Origin of the sequence: sulfur-oxidizing endosymbiont of Gigantopelta aegis (assembly GCF_016097415.1) — a bacterium.
In the GTDB taxonomy this organism is placed as follows: domain Bacteria; phylum Pseudomonadota; class Gammaproteobacteria; order GRL18; family GRL18; genus GRL18.
Genome location: NZ_JAEHGE010000001.1, coordinates 133,382 through 150,226 on the forward strand (window position 1 = coordinate 133,382; position 16,845 = coordinate 150,226).

At 39.5% G+C, this 16,845-nt stretch carries 25 protein-coding genes and 1 pseudogene; 7 read left to right on the top strand and 19 right to left on the bottom strand.

Features of this window, described 5'->3' with window-relative positions:
• Positions 1-40 precede the first annotated feature (40 nt).
• The 3 genes from JEU79_RS25860 to JEU79_RS00685 are packed head-to-tail and all read left to right on the top strand — an operon-like array spanning position 41 to position 1,201.
• Entirely contained in the window at positions 41-208 is a 168-nt protein-coding gene (locus JEU79_RS25860; protein ID WP_246539876.1) for a transposase, read from the top strand.
• Positions 205-360: a hypothetical protein gene (locus JEU79_RS25865; RefSeq protein ID WP_198263364.1), complete on the top strand. Its 156-nt coding sequence runs from the start codon at positions 205-207 to the stop codon at positions 358-360. The genes JEU79_RS25860 and JEU79_RS25865 overlap by 4 nt, the downstream gene beginning before the upstream one ends.
• The gene (locus JEU79_RS00685) at positions 338-1,201 is read left to right on the top strand and encodes an IS3 family transposase (protein ID WP_246539878.1); all 864 of its coding nucleotides are present in this window, start codon (positions 338-340) and stop codon (positions 1,199-1,201) included. The genes JEU79_RS25865 and JEU79_RS00685 overlap by 23 nt, the downstream gene beginning before the upstream one ends.
• Positions 1,202-1,518: 317 nt before the next feature.
• On the opposite strand, the gene JEU79_RS00690 is transcribed toward JEU79_RS00685, so the two are convergent.
• The 5 genes from JEU79_RS00690 to JEU79_RS00710 form a co-directional block, all read right to left on the bottom strand.
• Positions 1,519-1,701 (bottom strand): hypothetical protein, encoded by a 183-nt coding sequence (locus JEU79_RS00690; RefSeq protein ID WP_246539880.1) that lies wholly within the window; start codon positions 1,699-1,701, stop codon positions 1,519-1,521.
• Positions 1,702-1,889: 188 nt separating this feature from the next.
• On the bottom strand, positions 1,890-2,156 hold the full coding sequence (locus JEU79_RS00695; protein ID WP_198262542.1) for a BrnA antitoxin family protein: 267 nt from the start codon (positions 2,154-2,156) through the stop codon (positions 1,890-1,892).
• A gap of 3 nt (positions 2,157-2,159) precedes the next feature.
• A complete protein-coding gene (locus JEU79_RS00700; protein WP_198262543.1) occupies positions 2,160-2,435 on the bottom strand; it encodes a BrnT family toxin in 276 nt (91 codons plus the stop codon).
• Positions 2,436-2,773: 338 nt separating this feature from the next.
• Positions 2,774-3,322, bottom strand: a complete 549-nt coding sequence (gene ssb / locus JEU79_RS00705; RefSeq protein WP_198262544.1) for a single-stranded DNA-binding protein — start codon at positions 3,320-3,322, stop codon at positions 2,774-2,776.
• 24 nt (positions 3,323-3,346) lie between these two features.
• Positions 3,347-4,732 (bottom strand): MFS transporter, encoded by a 1,386-nt coding sequence (locus JEU79_RS00710; RefSeq protein WP_198262545.1) that lies wholly within the window; start codon positions 4,730-4,732, stop codon positions 3,347-3,349.
• Positions 4,733-4,918: 186 nt separating this feature from the next.
• Between JEU79_RS00710 and uvrA the strand changes: the two are divergent.
• From uvrA to JEU79_RS27235, 4 genes and pseudogenes are all read left to right on the top strand, one after another.
• Positions 4,919-7,162 (top strand): annotated as a pseudogene (uvrA, locus tag JEU79_RS00715) (excinuclease ABC subunit UvrA); the annotation flags it as partial.
• 61 nt (positions 7,163-7,223) lie between these two features.
• Positions 7,224-7,544 (top strand): transposase, encoded by a 321-nt coding sequence (locus tag JEU79_RS25870; protein ID WP_198263033.1) that lies wholly within the window; start codon positions 7,224-7,226, stop codon positions 7,542-7,544.
• Positions 7,522-8,385 carry an IS3 family transposase gene (locus JEU79_RS00720; protein ID WP_198263029.1) on the top strand — a complete coding sequence of 288 codons (864 nt, stop codon included), beginning with the start codon at positions 7,522-7,524 and terminating at the stop codon, positions 8,383-8,385. The genes JEU79_RS25870 and JEU79_RS00720 overlap by 23 nt, the downstream gene beginning before the upstream one ends.
• A gap of 277 nt (positions 8,386-8,662) precedes the next feature.
• Entirely contained in the window at positions 8,663-8,785 is a 123-nt protein-coding gene (locus JEU79_RS27235) for a hypothetical protein (RefSeq protein ID WP_281400810.1), read from the top strand.
• 218 nt (positions 8,786-9,003) lie between these two features.
• On the opposite strand, the gene rplQ is transcribed toward JEU79_RS27235, so the two are convergent.
• The 14 genes from rplQ to rpsN form a co-directional block, all read right to left on the bottom strand.
• Positions 9,004-9,408 carry a 50S ribosomal protein L17 gene (gene rplQ / locus JEU79_RS00725; RefSeq protein ID WP_198262547.1) on the bottom strand — a complete coding sequence of 135 codons (405 nt, stop codon included), beginning with the start codon at positions 9,406-9,408 and terminating at the stop codon, positions 9,004-9,006.
• Between the two features lie 111 nt (positions 9,409-9,519).
• Positions 9,520-10,515, bottom strand: a complete 996-nt coding sequence (locus JEU79_RS00730) for a DNA-directed RNA polymerase subunit alpha (protein WP_198262548.1) — start codon at positions 10,513-10,515, stop codon at positions 9,520-9,522.
• 102 nt (positions 10,516-10,617) lie between these two features.
• Positions 10,618-11,238, bottom strand: coding sequence for a 30S ribosomal protein S4 (gene rpsD, locus JEU79_RS00735; protein ID WP_198262549.1), 621 nt, complete (start codon positions 11,236-11,238; stop codon positions 10,618-10,620).
• A 16-nt stretch (positions 11,239-11,254) separates the two neighbouring features.
• On the bottom strand, positions 11,255-11,641 hold the full coding sequence (gene rpsK, locus JEU79_RS00740; protein WP_198262550.1) for a 30S ribosomal protein S11: 387 nt from the start codon (positions 11,639-11,641) through the stop codon (positions 11,255-11,257).
• Positions 11,642-11,873: 232 nt separating this feature from the next.
• Positions 11,874-12,230 carry a 30S ribosomal protein S13 gene (rpsM, locus tag JEU79_RS00745; protein WP_198262551.1) on the bottom strand — a complete coding sequence of 119 codons (357 nt, stop codon included), beginning with the start codon at positions 12,228-12,230 and terminating at the stop codon, positions 11,874-11,876.
• A 173-nt stretch (positions 12,231-12,403) separates the two neighbouring features.
• A complete protein-coding gene (gene rpmJ / locus JEU79_RS00750; RefSeq protein ID WP_198262552.1) occupies positions 12,404-12,517 on the bottom strand; it encodes a 50S ribosomal protein L36 in 114 nt (37 codons plus the stop codon).
• A 49-nt stretch (positions 12,518-12,566) separates the two neighbouring features.
• The gene (gene secY / locus JEU79_RS00755; RefSeq protein ID WP_198262553.1) at positions 12,567-13,907 is read right to left on the bottom strand and encodes a preprotein translocase subunit SecY; all 1,341 of its coding nucleotides are present in this window, start codon (positions 13,905-13,907) and stop codon (positions 12,567-12,569) included.
• Positions 13,908-13,965: 58 nt separating this feature from the next.
• The gene (gene rplO / locus JEU79_RS00760) at positions 13,966-14,397 is read right to left on the bottom strand and encodes a 50S ribosomal protein L15 (protein ID WP_198262554.1); all 432 of its coding nucleotides are present in this window, start codon (positions 14,395-14,397) and stop codon (positions 13,966-13,968) included.
• 4 nt (positions 14,398-14,401) lie between these two features.
• A complete protein-coding gene (rpmD, locus tag JEU79_RS00765; protein WP_198262555.1) occupies positions 14,402-14,581 on the bottom strand; it encodes a 50S ribosomal protein L30 in 180 nt (59 codons plus the stop codon).
• A 16-nt stretch (positions 14,582-14,597) separates the two neighbouring features.
• The gene (gene rpsE, locus JEU79_RS00770) at positions 14,598-15,110 is read right to left on the bottom strand and encodes a 30S ribosomal protein S5 (protein WP_198262556.1); all 513 of its coding nucleotides are present in this window, start codon (positions 15,108-15,110) and stop codon (positions 14,598-14,600) included.
• A 10-nt stretch (positions 15,111-15,120) separates the two neighbouring features.
• Entirely contained in the window at positions 15,121-15,474 is a 354-nt protein-coding gene (gene rplR / locus JEU79_RS00775) for a 50S ribosomal protein L18 (RefSeq protein WP_198262557.1), read from the bottom strand.
• Positions 15,475-15,485: 11 nt separating this feature from the next.
• Complete coding sequence (rplF, locus tag JEU79_RS00780) at positions 15,486-16,019, bottom strand: 50S ribosomal protein L6 (protein ID WP_198262558.1); 534 nt, start codon at positions 16,017-16,019, stop codon at positions 15,486-15,488.
• A gap of 93 nt (positions 16,020-16,112) precedes the next feature.
• Positions 16,113-16,505 (bottom strand): 30S ribosomal protein S8, encoded by a 393-nt coding sequence (gene rpsH, locus JEU79_RS00785; protein WP_198262559.1) that lies wholly within the window; start codon positions 16,503-16,505, stop codon positions 16,113-16,115.
• 33 nt (positions 16,506-16,538) lie between these two features.
• Entirely contained in the window at positions 16,539-16,844 is a 306-nt protein-coding gene (gene rpsN, locus JEU79_RS00790) for a 30S ribosomal protein S14 (protein WP_198262560.1), read from the bottom strand.
• Position 16,845 lies beyond the last annotated feature (1 nt).

Below are 16,845 nucleotides of genomic sequence, written 5' to 3' on the forward strand. Positions count from 1 at the left end.
CTTAAAATAACTAAAAGATAAAAAGTGTGACCTAAAATGAATGATCAAACAAAAAAAACCGAATAAAAGCTATACATCAGAATTTAAAGAATCAGCTGTCAAATTAGCTAATGAGACGGATCAACCCGTTTCTCAGACTGCCAGGGAGCTAGGTGTTAATGTAAATACTCTACTACATACTGGATCAGTAAATATTCCAAACCGGTGAAGACGGTAGCCAATAGAAGTGATGAACACATTTATGATGAAGTAAAACGTCTGAAAAAAGAATTGGCAAAAGTGATTCAGGAGCGTGATTTATTAAAAAGGCCACAGCGTACTTTGCAAGGGAAACTTTGTGAAGTACGCATGGATAACTGATCAGGCTAAAGATTACCCGGTAACGATTCTGTGCCGTTTTATGGATGTTTCCCGTAGTTGCTATTATGATTGGGTTAGCTCTCCTAAAACGGATAGAGAGAAAGAAAATGAAGCGCTTACTGAGCAGCTAAAAAACTGTTTGAAGACAGTCGCAAGACTTATGGAACCCGTCGTCTTAAAAGAAAACTGGCTGAAAAAAGGCGTTCATATAAGCCGCCGGAGAATTGGTCGATTAATGAAAAAAGCCGGTTTGTTTTGTAAAACGAAGAGACGCTTTAAAGCGACGACTAATTCCAAGCATAATAAGCGTATATCTCCAAATTTACTGGAAAGAGAGTTTACTGTCTCTCAACCTGATCGCTACTATGTGGGTGATATTACCTATATTGCCACCAAGGAAGGCTGGTTATATTTAGCGGTTGTCATTGACTTATTCTCTAGGCAAATTGTTGGCTGGTCGATGGATGAGCGAATGAAAGCCAAGCTAGTCAATGATGCTTTACTGATGGCCATATGGAAGCGTAAACCAATGGATGGATTGCTTTGGCATACTGACCGAGGTAGCCAATATGCCTCTGATAGTCATAGAAAAATATTGTCGGATCATAACATAATTCAGTCTATGAGCCGCAAAGGAAATTGCTGGGACAATGCTGTATCAGAGAGCTTCTTTCATAGTTTGAAAACTGAATTGACGCACCATTGTCGATTCAAAACCAGAGTAGAAGCAAAGCAGGCAATATTTGAATATATTGAGGTATTTTATAATCGGGAGCGACTTCATTCGGCTAATGATTATTTGTCACCAGTCGATTATGAAATACAGCAGGAAATAGCTTAAATCGATTGATTGAAGAGGGGTAAAAGGCGACATAAATGCCGCCCATTACCGTTGACGGCCATCGACTCCTCAGCCTGTGCCGTGAAGATATTGTAACAGGATCATTACCGTTGTGAAAATACCTTGGGTGAATGGAACGGCTCTATCGTTCCAGAGGGCAAAGCCCTTTCTCTTCATCTGTTTAAAGTTAACATGAGAAACTAAAATGATAGGAAATACAAAATGACAAAAATCACTTGAAACAGCCAAAAAAATATTTAGAAAACTGTCCGGAAAAGTGTTGACACATCACTATATAAAACTTTACCTAATGAATTTTATAAACCTTTAGAAAATTCATTAGCCTTGTCGGATAAGTCAGCAATATCCATATCTTCAAATAGATCTTTTCTCCATTTAGTACAGTCAAATTTTTCACGGTTTATCAGCATAATAAATCGTTCCATCTCAACAATTCCCAAATTTTCTTTTAACCTAGAAACCTTTTTACTTTGTAGCATCATTTATTGTGGTTAAAAATTCAGGTATTGGCCTCATGTATACCCGTGATACTTGGAAATGCACCCCAAGGGCACACTCTGGGCGTATAAGTACTACATGATTGAGACTTTTAGTTAAAACAACGAAGTCTGCATTTCCAAGTATCATGGGTATAGATTGCTCAGGCTCAATAATAAGTGATAAGCAATCAGTGCTTTTCTGTTAACTGACCGGTAATGTACTTATGTAAAATAGAGTTGATCAATGTCTGATAAGGCATACCTTCGGATAAGGCTTTTGCTTTAAAACGTTCAATATCGCTTTCTAAGACTTTAATATTAATGGCTTTTCTTTTGCTGTATTTCGCTTTAGCCGCTGATTTTAATTGCTGAGTTTTTTGTTCAAGGTGATCGACACTTTGGGGTTTATCTGATTCAATGTAATCAACAATGGCAAGTTCATCTTTGGTATACATATCTTATGATTCCTTAGTTTTATATGTTTTATGATGCTTCCTGCTCGGTATAATATTTTTTAAAAAAATTTGTTCTTCATTCATAACAAATGGTACATAATAAGTATAATCATTCAGTGAGATAATCATTATCTCTTGATTGGGGTATTTCTGTTTATTGTGATGGGGAATAATGTCTAATATTCCATCATTCATCATTGCATACTCAATCTCTTCAAAACAGACACCTCTGGTTTGCTTTAATAATTCATTTTTATCTTCATTCCAGTTAATTTGCATTTATTTTCTCATGAGTATACATAAAGTATATACCAAAGATAGGTAGTAATATATAATTTATAGTGTTTTTCGGGTTTCTTTATGGCTTAGTGTACCGTTCCGCTTTATCATCTAGGGCTTGCTTCGACCTAATTTCATCTTATTCTCACTTAAAGATCTCAATGGCTTCCTAGCTCACATCATCCGGCAGATGATTGATTTTCTTCTCAGTAGCCAGTTGTAATGCATTGAGTATTAACTGACTGGCAATTCAAACCTTTTTAAACAGTCCAAAAACAACAAAACCCTTTGTTAAAGGGTTTTGAGGTAAACTTTACACTTTAAGTATAAGGTGCTTTTTAAAAGGGTATATCGTCATCAAATTCCTCATCAAAAGCTTGGCTGGCAGGTGCGGCTTGGGGCTGTTGCTGCATTGGTGCCTGATTCTGTTGGTTATTTTGCTGTGGTGCTTGTTGCTGTTGCATTTGTTGCTGAGGGGCTTGATTTTGCTGGTAGTTTTGATTGCCACCGTTTGGTTGTCCAAAAGCGGTATCACCACCGGTGCGGCTATCTAGCATTTGCATTGTGCCACCGGCACCGGAAACAATTATCTCCGTAGTGTAGCGATCCTGACCACTTTTATCTTGCCATTTATTAGTTCGTAATTGCCCTTCAACGTAAACCTTTGAACCTTTCTTTAAATACTCCCCAGCGATTGTCGCTAAACCGCCAAAAAAGACAATACGATGCCACTCAGTTCTTTCCTGTTTCTGGCCGGTATTTTTATCTTTCCAGGTTTCTGAGGTTGCCAAAGTAATATTGGTGATAGCTTTACCATCGGGGGTATATCTTACCTCAGGGTCTTTGCCTAAATTACCCACTAAAATTACTTTATTGACTCCAGCCATTATTCATCCTCTTGTGAAAATCTATTATAAAAATCGTTGTGAAAATTCTTTTAGTCCTGCTCGATCTAAAGCATGTAAATCGACTTTTAAATAAGCCGCACCATCCTCTGGGATCACGACGGCTTCGGCTACACCACAAATGCCGGTCAATCCTGCAGTCACTTTTGCCTTATCTGCAGTTGTTATATTACCTAGCTTAACAATGTAGTTGCTTAAATAGCGTGGACTTTTCATCGTCAGGGCAATTAAGGCCCAAAGAAGCATCGCAAACATTGTAAACAGGAAGACTCCATTTATACCATATAAACCCAGTAATTTACCACCTATTACGCCACCTAAAAATGCGCCAAAAAACTGGCTGGTGCTATAAATCCCCATAGCAGTTCCCTTCGACTCTGAGGGTGACATTTTAGAGATAAGTGAAGGCAATGATGCTTCGAGTAAATTAAAGCCAGCAAAAAAAATCAGTATAAAAAAAGCCAGTGCATACAAGGAATCGTTAAATGCCCAAAAACCCATTTCTGCCAGCGCAACTACCACAATGGCACCGACAAAGACTTCTTTCATGCGGCGTTTTTTTTCGGCGATAATGATAAAGGGCAACATCAATAACATTGAGACTAACATCACAGGCAAATACAATTTCCAATGTTCTGCCGATGGAAAATTTGCCGCCTGCTCATTGACCAGAGCAATGGGGATCACTAAAAAAGTTGCCGTTAACACCATGTGCAAAATCAGTATGCCAATATCCAGCCGTAATAATTGTCTATCAGCAAGAATCCTTTTAAACTGCTCAGGCACGGGCTGGGTATCGCGATGAAAAACTTTTGGTGCATCCGGTACCCAAAAAATAACCACTACGACACCCAGCATAGCAAATAAGGCGGTGAGCCAGAAAATACCATCTACGCCAATCATTTCATTTAAAATCGAACCTAATACCATTGCAATAGCAAAGGCAAAGCCGATACTCATGCCAATAACAGCCATGATTTTAAGCCGTTGTTCTTCACGACTTAAATCAGCTGCCAAGGCCATAACGGCAGCCGCCACCGCACCACTGCCTTGAATAATTCGGCCAATGATTACGCCATAAATTGAGTCTGCCATAGCCGCAACGATACTGCCTATGGCAAAAATCAACATGCCAACAATGATAACCGGTTTACGGCCAATTTTGTCAGACAGCATACCAAAAGGAATTTGAAAGATGGCCTGTGTCAGTCCATAGGCACCAATCGCAAAGCCTATTAAAAAAGGCGTATTGCCATCAAGCTCCTGACCATAAAGAGAGAACACCGGAAAAATCATAAACAAGCCAAGCATACGCAATGCATAGATGCTGGCCAATGACATTGCGGCACGTTGTTCTAATGGATTAAGTTTATCTATTTCAGTGTCTTTCATTTACAATATAATTTGTGTAATCATTCAGCATGTTATTAATAAGTAACCATATACTTAGTGCTGGTTTTAAAACAAGAGTTTAAAACATGTTGAGCTATTACTTATTTTAAAAATCTTTTGACGGCATTCCATGTCAAAGAAAGATAACATTTTATCAGTTTTTCACTAGGCTTGCTTATATTTTTTATGGACACAATCAAAATTCAGGGTGCTAGAACCCACAATTTAAAAAATATTGATATCGAACTACCGCGTGACAAATTAATTGTCATCACTGGGCTCTCAGGTTCAGGAAAATCCTCTCTGGCTTTTGATACGATTTATGCCGAAGGTCAGCGCCGCTATGTTGAGTCATTATCCAGCTATGCTCGCCAATTTCTATCCATTATGGAAAAGCCGGACATTGATCACATAGAAGGTTTATCACCGGCTATTTCCATCGAGCAGAAATCAACATCTCATAATCCTCGTTCAACCGTTGGCACAGTGACAGAAATATATGACTACTTGCGTCTGATGTTTGCCCGTGCGGGCATTCCACGTTGCCCTGAGCACAATACAACATTGGATGCACAAACCGTCAGTCAGATGGTTGATCGAACGCTGGAGCTAAATAAAGGCACTAAACTTATGTTGCTCGCACCGGTTGTTCAGGCACGTAAGGGTGAACATCATGGCTTGTTCGATGAGTTAAAGTCTCAGGGCTATATTCGTGCGCGCATTAACGGAGAATTATATGAGCTGGATGATGCTCCGGCTCTGGATCTACATAAAAAACATACCATTGAAGTGGTCATCGATCGCTTTAAAGTACGGCCTGATTTAAAGCAACGTCTGGCAGATTCTTTTGAAACTGCCCTAGAATTATCCAATGGCATAGCCCGCATTGCTTATATGGACGATACTCACCACGAAGATATTACTTTTTCAGCAAAATTTGCCTGTCCTGAATGTGGTTATAATCTAAGCGAACTAGAACCACGCCTATTTTCATTTAACAATCCTGCAGGAGCTTGCCCTAGCTGTGATGGTCTAGGTGTCGATCAATTTTTTGATCCGACCAAAGTTGTTCATGATCCTTCTGCTTCACTGACATCTGGTGCAATACGTGGCTGGGATCGCCGCAATGCCTATTATTACCAAATGCTCACATCATTAGCCAAATATTATAAATTTGATATTGAGGCTGACTACCAGGATCTACCCAAAAAGATTCAGAAAATGATCCTCTATGGTAATCAGGGTGAAGCCATTAATTTTGTTTATGTGAATGACAAGGGTAGAAAAACCACCCGTAATGGCCCTTTTGAAGGTGTCATTCATAATATGCAGCGTCGTTATCGTGAAACAGATTCCAATGTTGTGCGTGAAGAACTGAGTAAATATCAAACCATACAATCTTGTCAGGAATGTAATGGTAGCCGCTTAAATACCGCCGCACGGCATGTTTTTATTGAAGATAAAACCTTGCCCCAAGTCACTGCCCTCTCCATAGCAGAAACTCAGGATTTCTTTAAAAATTTGAACTTAAGCGGTAAACAAGGTCAAATTGCCAAAAAAATCATTATAGAAATTTCTCAACGACTGGATTTTTTAATGAATGTCGGGCTTGAGTACCTGAGCCTTGATCGTCGAGCAGAAACACTATCGGGTGGTGAAGCTCAACGTATTCGTTTAGCCAGCCAAATAGGAGCGGGACTCGTTGGGGTAATGTATATCCTTGATGAACCTTCCATTGGCTTACATCAACGTGATAACCAGCGCTTACTGAATACGCTTATCTATCTTCGCGATCTGGGCAATACCGTTATTGTTGTCGAACATGATGAAGATGCAATTCGTGCTGCTGATCATATTGTGGATATTGGCCCTGGTGCAGGAATTCATGGCGGTGAGATCATTGCTCAAGGGACATTGGAGGATATTTTAAAAAATAAAAAATCCATTACTGCACAATTTTTAAATGGTACGGATGGCATTATTGTGCCTAAAGAACGTACTAAGGCTGATCTTGAACGTGTATTAACAATCACCGGAGCATCAGGAAACAATTTAAAAAATGTCAAAGTGACCATCCCTGTGGGTCTATTAACCGTTGTGACCGGCGTCTCTGGCTCAGGTAAATCAACCCTTATTAACGATACTCTTTATCTTTATTCAGCAGCCAAGCTTAATCGTGCCAACACCTCTCCTGCCCCTTTTAAATCAATTGAGGGCATAGGACATTTCGATAAGGTGATTGATATTAATCAAAGCCCCATTGGTCGCACGCCTCGTTCAAATCCTGCCACTTATACTGGCTTATTCACTTCTATTCGTGATCTTTTCACTGCAACTAATGAGGCACGTTCTCGTGGTTATACCCCTGGACGCTTTAGTTTCAATGTCAAAGGTGGACGCTGTGAAGCATGTCAGGGTGATGGTGTAATGTGGCTATACTTAACCGGACACACAACTTAAAATAACTAAAAAATAAAAAGTGTGACCTAAAATGAATGATCAAACAAAAAAACCGAATAAAAGCTATACATCAGAATTTAAAGAATCAGCTGTCAAATTAGCTAATGAGACGGATCAACCCGTTTCTCAGACTGCCAGGGAGCTAGGTGTTAATGTAAATACTCTACATACCTGGATCAGTAAATATTCCAAACCGGTGAAGACGGTAGCCAATAGAAGTGATGAACACATTTATGATGAAGTAAAACGTCTGAAAAAAGAATTGGCAAAAGTGATTCAGGAGCGTGATTTATTAAAAAGGCCACAGCGTACTTTGCAAGGGAAACTTTGTGAAGTACGCATGGATAACTGATCAGGCTAAAGATTACCCGGTAACGATTCTGTGCCGTTTTATGGATGTTTCCCGTAGTTGCTATTATGATTGGGTTAGCTCTCCTAAAACGGATAGAGAGAAAGAAAATGAAGCGCTTACTGAGCAGCTAAAAAACTGTTTGAAGACAGTCGCAAGACTTATGGAACCCGTCGTCTTAAAAAGAAAACTGGCTGAAAAAGGCGTTCATATAAGCCGCCGGAGAATTGGTCGATTAATGAAAAAAGCCGGTTTGTTTTGTAAAACGAAGAGACGCTTTAAAGCGACGACTAATTCCAAGCATAATAAGCGTATATCTCCAAATTTACTGGAAAGAGAGTTTACTGTCTCTCAACCTGATCGCTACTATGTGGGTGATATTACCTATATTGCCACCAAGGAAGGCTGGTTATATTTAGCGGTTGTCATTGACTTATTCTCTAGGCAAATTGTTGGCTGGTCGATGGATGAGCGAATGAAAGCCAAGCTAGTCAATGATGCTTTACTGATGGCCATATGGAAGCGTAAACCAATGGATGGATTGCTTTGGCATACTGACCGAGGTAGCCAATATGCCTCTGATAGTCATAGAAAAATATTGTCGGATCATAACATAATTCAGTCTATGAGCCGCAAAGGAAATTGCTGGGACAATGCTGTATCAGAGAGCTTCTTTCATAGTTTGAAAACTGAATTGACGCACCATTGTCGATTCAAAACCAGAGTAGAAGCAAAGCAGGCAATATTTGAATATATTGAGGTATTTTATAATCGGGAGCGACTTCATTCGGCTAATGATTATTTGTCACCAGTCGATTATGAAATACAGCAGGAAATAGCTTAAATCGATTGATTGAAGAGGGGTAAAAGGCGACATAAATGCCGCCCATTACCGTTGACGGCCATCGGCTCCTCAGCCTGTGCCGTGAAGATATTGTAACAGGATCATTACCGTTGTGAAAATACCTTGGGTGAATGGAACGGCTCTATCGTTCCAGAGGGCAAAGCCCTTTCTCTTCATCTGTTTAAAGTTAACATGAGAAACTAAAATGATAGGAAATACAAAATGACAAAAATCACTTGAAACAGCCAAAAAAATATTTAGAAAACTGTCCGGAAAAGTGTTGACACATCAACCTGAGGGTGGTAACAAGGGAGGGACAGTGATTGCTTGTACCACACCAGAAAAATTAATTAAGAATAAGAAATCTTATACAGGACAGTATTTGAAGAGTTATTTATAGATAATCTCAACTTAGTTTATGATGTTGAAGATGCGCTTCGTACCTCAGCAGCATCCTACATTCCATATAAATTTGACTAGGTAGATTTGTAGGATGCTGCTGAGGTACGAAGCGCATCAAGTTTAAAGTCTCATAGAATATTTATCAGGCATAAAAAAACCGAGCAAGCCCGGTTTTTATGCCCTTACAGGCTAGAACATTAAGTCAGTGAAACTTATTTATTCATCAATTTCTTCAATATCGTCTTCTTCTTCATCTTCGATGATAGGACGGTCAACCAATTCTACATAAGCCATTGGTGCACGGTCACCCTTACGGAAACCACATTTCAAGACACGTACATAACCACCTGGGCGATCTTCATATCGAGGACCAATCTCAGTGAATAATTTTGCTGTAATTTCGCTATCACGAGTACGAGCAAAAATGATACGACGGTTAGCAACGCTGTCAGATTTACCACGAGTAATCAATGGTTCAACAAAACGACGCAGTTCTTTTGCCTTAGGCAAAGTTGTTCTAATAATTTCGTGGCGTAACAAAGAAACACACATATTTCTAAACATCGCTTTACGATGTGAGCTATTACGATTTAATTGACGACCACTATGGCGATGACGCATGATAAAACCCTTTTACTAATTCACAGCACCCAGTGAATAAAAACATGCACTGAATCAAAGTAACTGTAAACACTATTTACATAGATTTTTAAAACTTAAAAAACAACCAGCTTATAACTTAGTGCTGTCCTTAAGGATAGCAGGTGGCCAGTTTTCTAATTTAATACCAAGACTTAAGCCCTTAGAAGCAAGTACATCTTTAATTTCAGTTAAAGACTTCTTACCTAGGTTAGGTGTCTTCAACAATTCAACTTCAGTTCTCTGAATCAGATCACCAATGAAGTAAATTTGTTCTGCTTTCAAACAGTTTGCTGAACGAACAGTCAATTCTAGATCATCAATTGGACGTAATAGAATTGGGTCAATTTCAGGCTCTTTCTCTTCTGGTGCTTCTGCTTCACGCACATTCAGATTAACGAAAGAAGACAGTTGGTCAGTAAGAATAGTCGCAGCATGTTTAATTGCTTCTTCTGGATCAATCGTACCGTTTGTTTCTAAATCAATAATTAATTTATCCAGATTAGTACGCTGTTCAACACGGGCACTTTCAACGGAATAAGAAACTTTGATAACCGGACTATAGCTTGCATCTAATTGTAAGCGACCGATAACAGTATCTGACTCTTCAGCATTAGTACGTGCATTTGAAGGATGGTAACCAATTCCCTTATTGATGCGTAATTTCATAGAAATTTCAGCACCTGAGGATAGGTTACAAATAACGTGATCAGGATTGATGATTTCAACATCATGATCCAAAGCGATATCAGCCGCAGTAACTATACCAGGACCTTTCTTAGTCAAGCTAAGCTCAACTTCATCACGATTATTTAAAACAATTGCAACACCCTTAAGGTTCAGCAAGATTTCAATCACATCTTCCTGCACGCCTTCCATGCTCGAATACTCGTGCAATACACCATCTATTTCAACTTCATGGATGCAAGCACCAGTCATTGAAGAAAGTAAGATGCGACGCAATGAGTTACCCAAAGTATGTCCGAAACCACGTTCGAGAGGTTCCAAAACTACTTTCGCATGATTTTCTGAATATTGTTGTACATCAACCAGTTTAGGTCTTAGAAACTGTGATACAGAGTCCTGCATGAAGTGTCCTCATAGCATTTTAAGTTTATTTGAACGACAAAAGCACCAATAGCACCCTGCAATAAAGCCAGGATGATATAGTGCTTTTTACAAAAAGTAGAATTACTTAGAGTATAATTCCACAATTAGATTTTCTTGAATTTCGCTTGGTAAATCAGCACGTTCAGGAATGGATTTAAAGGTACCTTCCATTGATTTTTCATCAACAGCAATCCACTCATCAGTTTCACGTTGCTTGCGTAGTTCTAGAGCATCTTTAACGCGTTGTTGTTTTTTTGCTTTTTCACGTATGGAAATAACATCACCCGGCTTACAGCAAAAAGAAGCGACATTAACAGTCTGACCATTAACAACAATGGCTTTATGACCGACCAATTGTCTTGCTTCTGCACGTGTAGAGCCAAAACCCATACGATAAACAACGTTATCGAGACGTTGCTCAAGAAGTTTTAACAGGTTTTCACCCGTAGCACCCTTTTGACCTGATGCTTTTTTATAGTAATTTCTGAATTGTTTTTCCAGAACACCATAGATTCTTTTTACTTTTTGTTTTTCACGTAACTGAAGTCCGAATTCGCTTAAGCGACCACGGCCTGCACCATGAACGCCAGGAGGCTGTTCCATGTTACATTTTGAATCCAGTGAACGTAAGCCACTTTTAAGACCTAAATCAGTTTTTTCACGACGTGCTAATTTACAAGTTGGTCCGATATATCTAGCCATTATTTATCTCCCTACCCTATACACGACGTTTCTTAGATGGACGACAACCGTTATGTGGAATCGGTGTCACATCTGTAATACTATTAATTTTATAACCCAAGGCATTGAATGCACGAACTGCAGATTCACGACCAGGACCAGGACCTTTAACATTCACGTCAAGATTTTTCATACCCATTTCAAGGGTGATTTTGCCCGCTCTTTCAGCAGCAACCTGTGCTGCAAAAGGGGTACTTTTTCTTGAACCACGGAAACCAGAGCCACCAGCGGTAGCCCAAGACAGAGCATTACCCTGACGGTCTGTGATTGTGATAATAGTGTTATTGAAGGATGCATGTATATGTGCAATGCCATCAACAACTGTACGTTTTACTTTCTTACGTGAACGACTTGGTTTAGCCATAGTTGTACCTACATTTTGATCCCTTTTGAAATAATCAATTCGGGATATAATAAATGAAACTTAATTGAGCATCTATTTAGTTGCATAGTATTAGTTATTTTATTGGTAACACTTGTTACCAATGGCTGTTTATTTGATAAAACAGTTTACTAAGGCAGCTCAATTAACAATCAGTTCGTGTTAATTCGCAAATTATTCATTTACGATTTACGGATTGGCTCGTGGTAAAAGCTTACTTACGAATTGGTTTTCTAGGACCCTTACGTGTTCTAGCATTCGTTTTAGTACGCTGACCGCGTAGAGGTAAACTTCTACGGTGTCTTAAACCACGGTAACAACCCATGTCCATCAAGCGTTTGATGTTCATAGACGTTTCACGTCGTAGATCACCTTCTACACTGAACTCACCCACAAAACCACGAATTGCATCTAACTGCGCTTCGGATAAAGTGTCAATTTTAGTATCACCAGCAATACCGGCTTTTTCTAAAATTTGAGTTGAACGGGTTCTTCCAATTCCATAAATCGATGTTAACGCAATAACTGCATGTTTTCTATCTGGAACATTTACACCAGCAATACGAGCCATAAAGGCACTCCCATCAATCTAATAGTAATACAAAGAGCGCGTAAGTATACGCGCCCTCATTAGGTCTGTCAATCAGAAACCTTTTAAACTCTAAAGATTAATTGATATGACAGTATTTAAAATTAATCGGGTTAGGATTAATTATTTAAAAAAACATAATACCAGGTTAAAAATTAACCCTGACGTTGTTTGTGACGGCCATCTGAACAGATGACGCGTACTACGCCTTTACGTTTGATAATTTTGCAATTTCTGCAAATCTTTTTCACTGAAGCACGTACTTTCATAATACACCTCTAAAAATTTAAATCGTAATTCTTTATAATGTGCTACTAACTACTTTTTAGAACCTTTTTTCAGGTTGGCTTTCTTCATTAGACCTTCATACTGATGTGACATGATGTAGGTTTGAATTTGTGCCATAAAGTCCATAGTAACAACAACAATAATCAATAAGGATGTACCACCAAAATAAAATGGTACATTCCAGTTAAGTATTAAAAATTCAGGTAGCAAGCAAACACCGGTAATATAAACTGCACCAATGAGTGTTAAACGACTCATAATGGCATCAATAAAACGTGATGTATTTTCACCCGGTCTAATACCCGGAATAAAAGCACCTGATTTCTTTAGGTTATCCGCTGTTTCTCTGGGATTAAACATAATCGCAGTATAGAAAAAACAAAAGAAGAAAATACCTAAAGCATAAAACAATACATATAAAGGTTGTCCTGGAGAAATAGCGTCTGCCATTGTCTGCATCCAACCCATCCCTTCTGAATTAGCAAATAACTTACCAATCGTCGCCGGGAACAAAATAATACTTGAAGCAAAAATAGGTGGAATAACTCCCGCCATATTCACTTTCAAAGGTAGGTGAGATGATTGCGCAGCATACATCTTTTTACCTTGTTGTCGTTTTGCATAATTGACCGTTATTCGGCGCTGGGCTCGCTCAACAAATACCACAAATGCAGTCACTGCAATGATGATTAAGATGAGTAGCAATAACACGCCAGAAGAAATTGCACCTTCACTCTGTAAAGAGAATGTACCACCTAAGGCGCTAGGTAAACCAGCCACAATACCGGCAAAAATAATCAATGAAATACCATTACCAATACCGCGTTCCGTGATCTGCTCACCTAGCCACATCAAAAACATCGTACCTGTAACCAGTGTTGCCACTGTTGAAATTCTAAAAATCATACCTGGGTCAACTACTACGTTGGTCGCACCAGCAGTCTGACTTTCAAGGGTGATTGCAACACCTAATGCCTGGAATGTTGCCAGACAAACAGTACCAATACGTGTGTATTGGGTAATTTTTCTTTTTCCTGACTGACCTTCTTTACTCAATTGCTCAAGTGTAGGGATTACCTTGGTCATAAGTTGAACGATAATCGAAGCAGAAATATAAGGCATAATCCCCAGAGCAAAGACTGAAAGTCTCTCCAAAGCACCACCTGAGAACATATTAAACATGCCTAAGATGGAGTCACGTTGCTGATCAAATAAAGTAGCAAGTGCATCTGGATTAATACCAGGAACTGGAATATAGGTTCCTATACGAAAAACTAATAATGCACCAAGAACAAAAAGAAGGCGGTTTTTTAACTCAGAGAGTTTACCGCCTCCTAGTGAACTGGCCAATTGCGCTGCTGATGCTGCCACAAATCGTCCCTTTTCTTCAAATAATTTTGACTAAAATTGTTATAAAACGAAGATTAACTTAATCTTCGATTTTACCACCGGCAGCTTCAATTGCTGCACGCGCACCCTTAGAGACTTTAAGACCTTTAAGAGTAACCGCCTTAGTCAGTTCACCTGAAGCAAATACTTTGACACGTTTAATGTTTTTATTGACTAGATTAGCTTTTTTCAGCACTTCTATATCAACAACACCATCAAAACGGTTTAATTCGTGTAAACGAATTTCATCAGTAATAATGCTCACACGTGATGAAAAGCCGACTTTAGGTAGACGCTTTTGTAAAGGCATTTGACCACCTTCAAAACCGACCATTACTTTACCACCAGAACGTGACTTCTGACCTTTATGACCGCGTCCACAAGTCTTGCCTGTACCAGATCCGATACCACGACCAACTCGCTTTCCCGTTTTATTCGAACCTGCAGCAGGTTTTAGTGAATTAAGATACATTATCTTAGTCCTCAACTTTTAATAGATAGGACACCTTGTTGACCATACCACGGTTTTCCGGGGTATCGATAACTTCAACAGTGTGGTTAATTCTTCTTAGGCCAAGACCGGCAACACAGGCTTTATGTGCTTTCAGTCGACCATTAATACTCTTAATTAGAGTTACTTTAATTGTCTTTGACATCATTGTTACCTGTTATTTAACCAGTGACTTCTTCAACGGTCTTGCCACGTTTAGCAGCAATAAAGTCTGGTGAACGCATTTCTGATAAACCAGTAATTGTTGCGCGAACCACGTTGATTGGATTCTGTGTACCAATACATTTTGCTAACACGTTGCGAATACCAACAGCTTCGAACACTGCACGCATTGCACCACCAGCAATAATACCTGTACCTTCAGATGCGGGCTTCATGTAAACACGCGCCGCACCTTCAACTCCGTACAAACCATATTGTAAAGTACCATCTTTAACAGGCACTTTAACCAGGTTACGACGAGCATTTTCCATTGCCTTTTGAATTGCCGCTGGTACTTCTTTCGCTTTACCGCGACCAAAGCCAACACGACCATTACCATCACCGACAACTGTCAGAGCTGCGAATCCGAAAACTCGACCACCTTTAACAACTTTTGCAACACGATTCACGTTGATCAGCTTTTCGATCAAATCGTCTGTTTGTTTTTCTCTTGCTTGGTTTTTTCCAGCCATGATATTACCCTTAAAATTCCAGACCATTTTCACGAACTGCATCAGCTAGTGACTTGACACGTCCATGGTATTTAAAACCACTTCTATCGAATGCGACTTTCGTAATGCCGGCTGCTTTTGCTTTTTCTGCAATGGCCTTACCCACTACAGTTGCAGCATCACAATTACCCGTATATTTGACTTCTGCTTTAATCGTTGCTTGAGCAGTACTCACAGCAGCAATCACTTCAGAACCATTAGGCGCAATCACTTGAGCATAAATATGTCTAGGTGTTTTATGAATAGTCAGACGATTAACCGCTAACTCTCTTATCTTTGCACGCGCTCTGCGAGAACGACGTATACGTTTTTCTTTTTTATCCATTACAGCCGCCTCTACTTCTTCTTAGCTTCTTTACGAGCAACATGCTCATCAGCATAACGAACACCCTTACCTTTATAAGGCTCAGGTGGACGATAGGAACGAATATCAGCAGCAGTTTGACCTACTTTCTGTTTATCAATTCCTCTGATAATGATTTCAGTCTGACTAGGTGTTTCTGCAGTGATACCTTCAGGTAACTGGTGTTCTACAGGATGAGAAAAGCCCAGGGTCAAATCAACTTTGTTGCCCTGTGCTTTTGCTCTATAACCAACACCGATGAGTGTAAGTTTCTTTTCGAACCCAACACTCACTCCGGTCATCATATTGGTAACGATTGACTTCATAGTACCGGTCAATGCATCACCTTGTTTATCTTTCGGATCAACAGGCTTAAACGCAGCGCTGCCATCTTCAAGTGTTAGTTCAACTGCTGTGTTTAAATTCATTTGCAATTGACCCTTAGTTCCTTTGACTGAAACCTCTTGCCCGTTAAGGGAGACTTCAACACCGGAAGGAATTGCTACCGGCTTTGTTACTCTAGACATATATTCACCTTATAGTGTCATAATTCTTGATTTCATATTAAGGAGACTTAGAATCTGCTAGATTCCAGTTTCCCCAGACATAAGCATGTTAGCTTATGCTACGAAACACAATACTTCGCCACCTTGTCCAATATTTTTAGCTGCAGTATTAGTCATAATACCTTTAGAAGTAGAAACAATAGAAACACCTAAGCCATCCCAAACAGTTGGAATGTCATTAGCTGACTTATATTGTCTAAGACCGGGTCTGCTGGCTCTTTTGATCAGTTCAATAACTGGTTTGCCCTGAAAATATTTCAAGTCAATGGTTAGAACTGGCTTGCTACCATCGCTCACTTTGTGTGAAAGAACGAAACCTTCGTCTTCCAAAACTTTAGTGATAGCAACCTTCATTTTAGATGAAGGCATGGATACGTTTACTTTGTTTGCAGCTAATGCATTTCTTATGCGAGTTAGCATATCTGCAATTGGATCACTCATGCTCATAACTTTCTCCTAATTCCTGAATCTAATCGTCGATTACCAGCTGGCTTTACGCAAACCTGGGACATCTCCCTTCATGGTGTGCTCGCGTAGTTTGTTTCTTGACATACCAAACTTACGGAAATAACCATGTGGACGACCTGTAATACGACAGCGATTACGCAGACGAACTGGAGAAGAGTTTCTTGGTAGGGCGTTAAATTTCTCACGCGCTGCCATTTGTTCTTCATAGCTTGCTTTGGGATCGGACATAGCCGCTTTTAATGCAGCACGTTTAGCAGCATATTTAGCAACCATCTTTTCGCGTTTTAATTCGCGTTGAATCATTGATTGTTTGGCCATC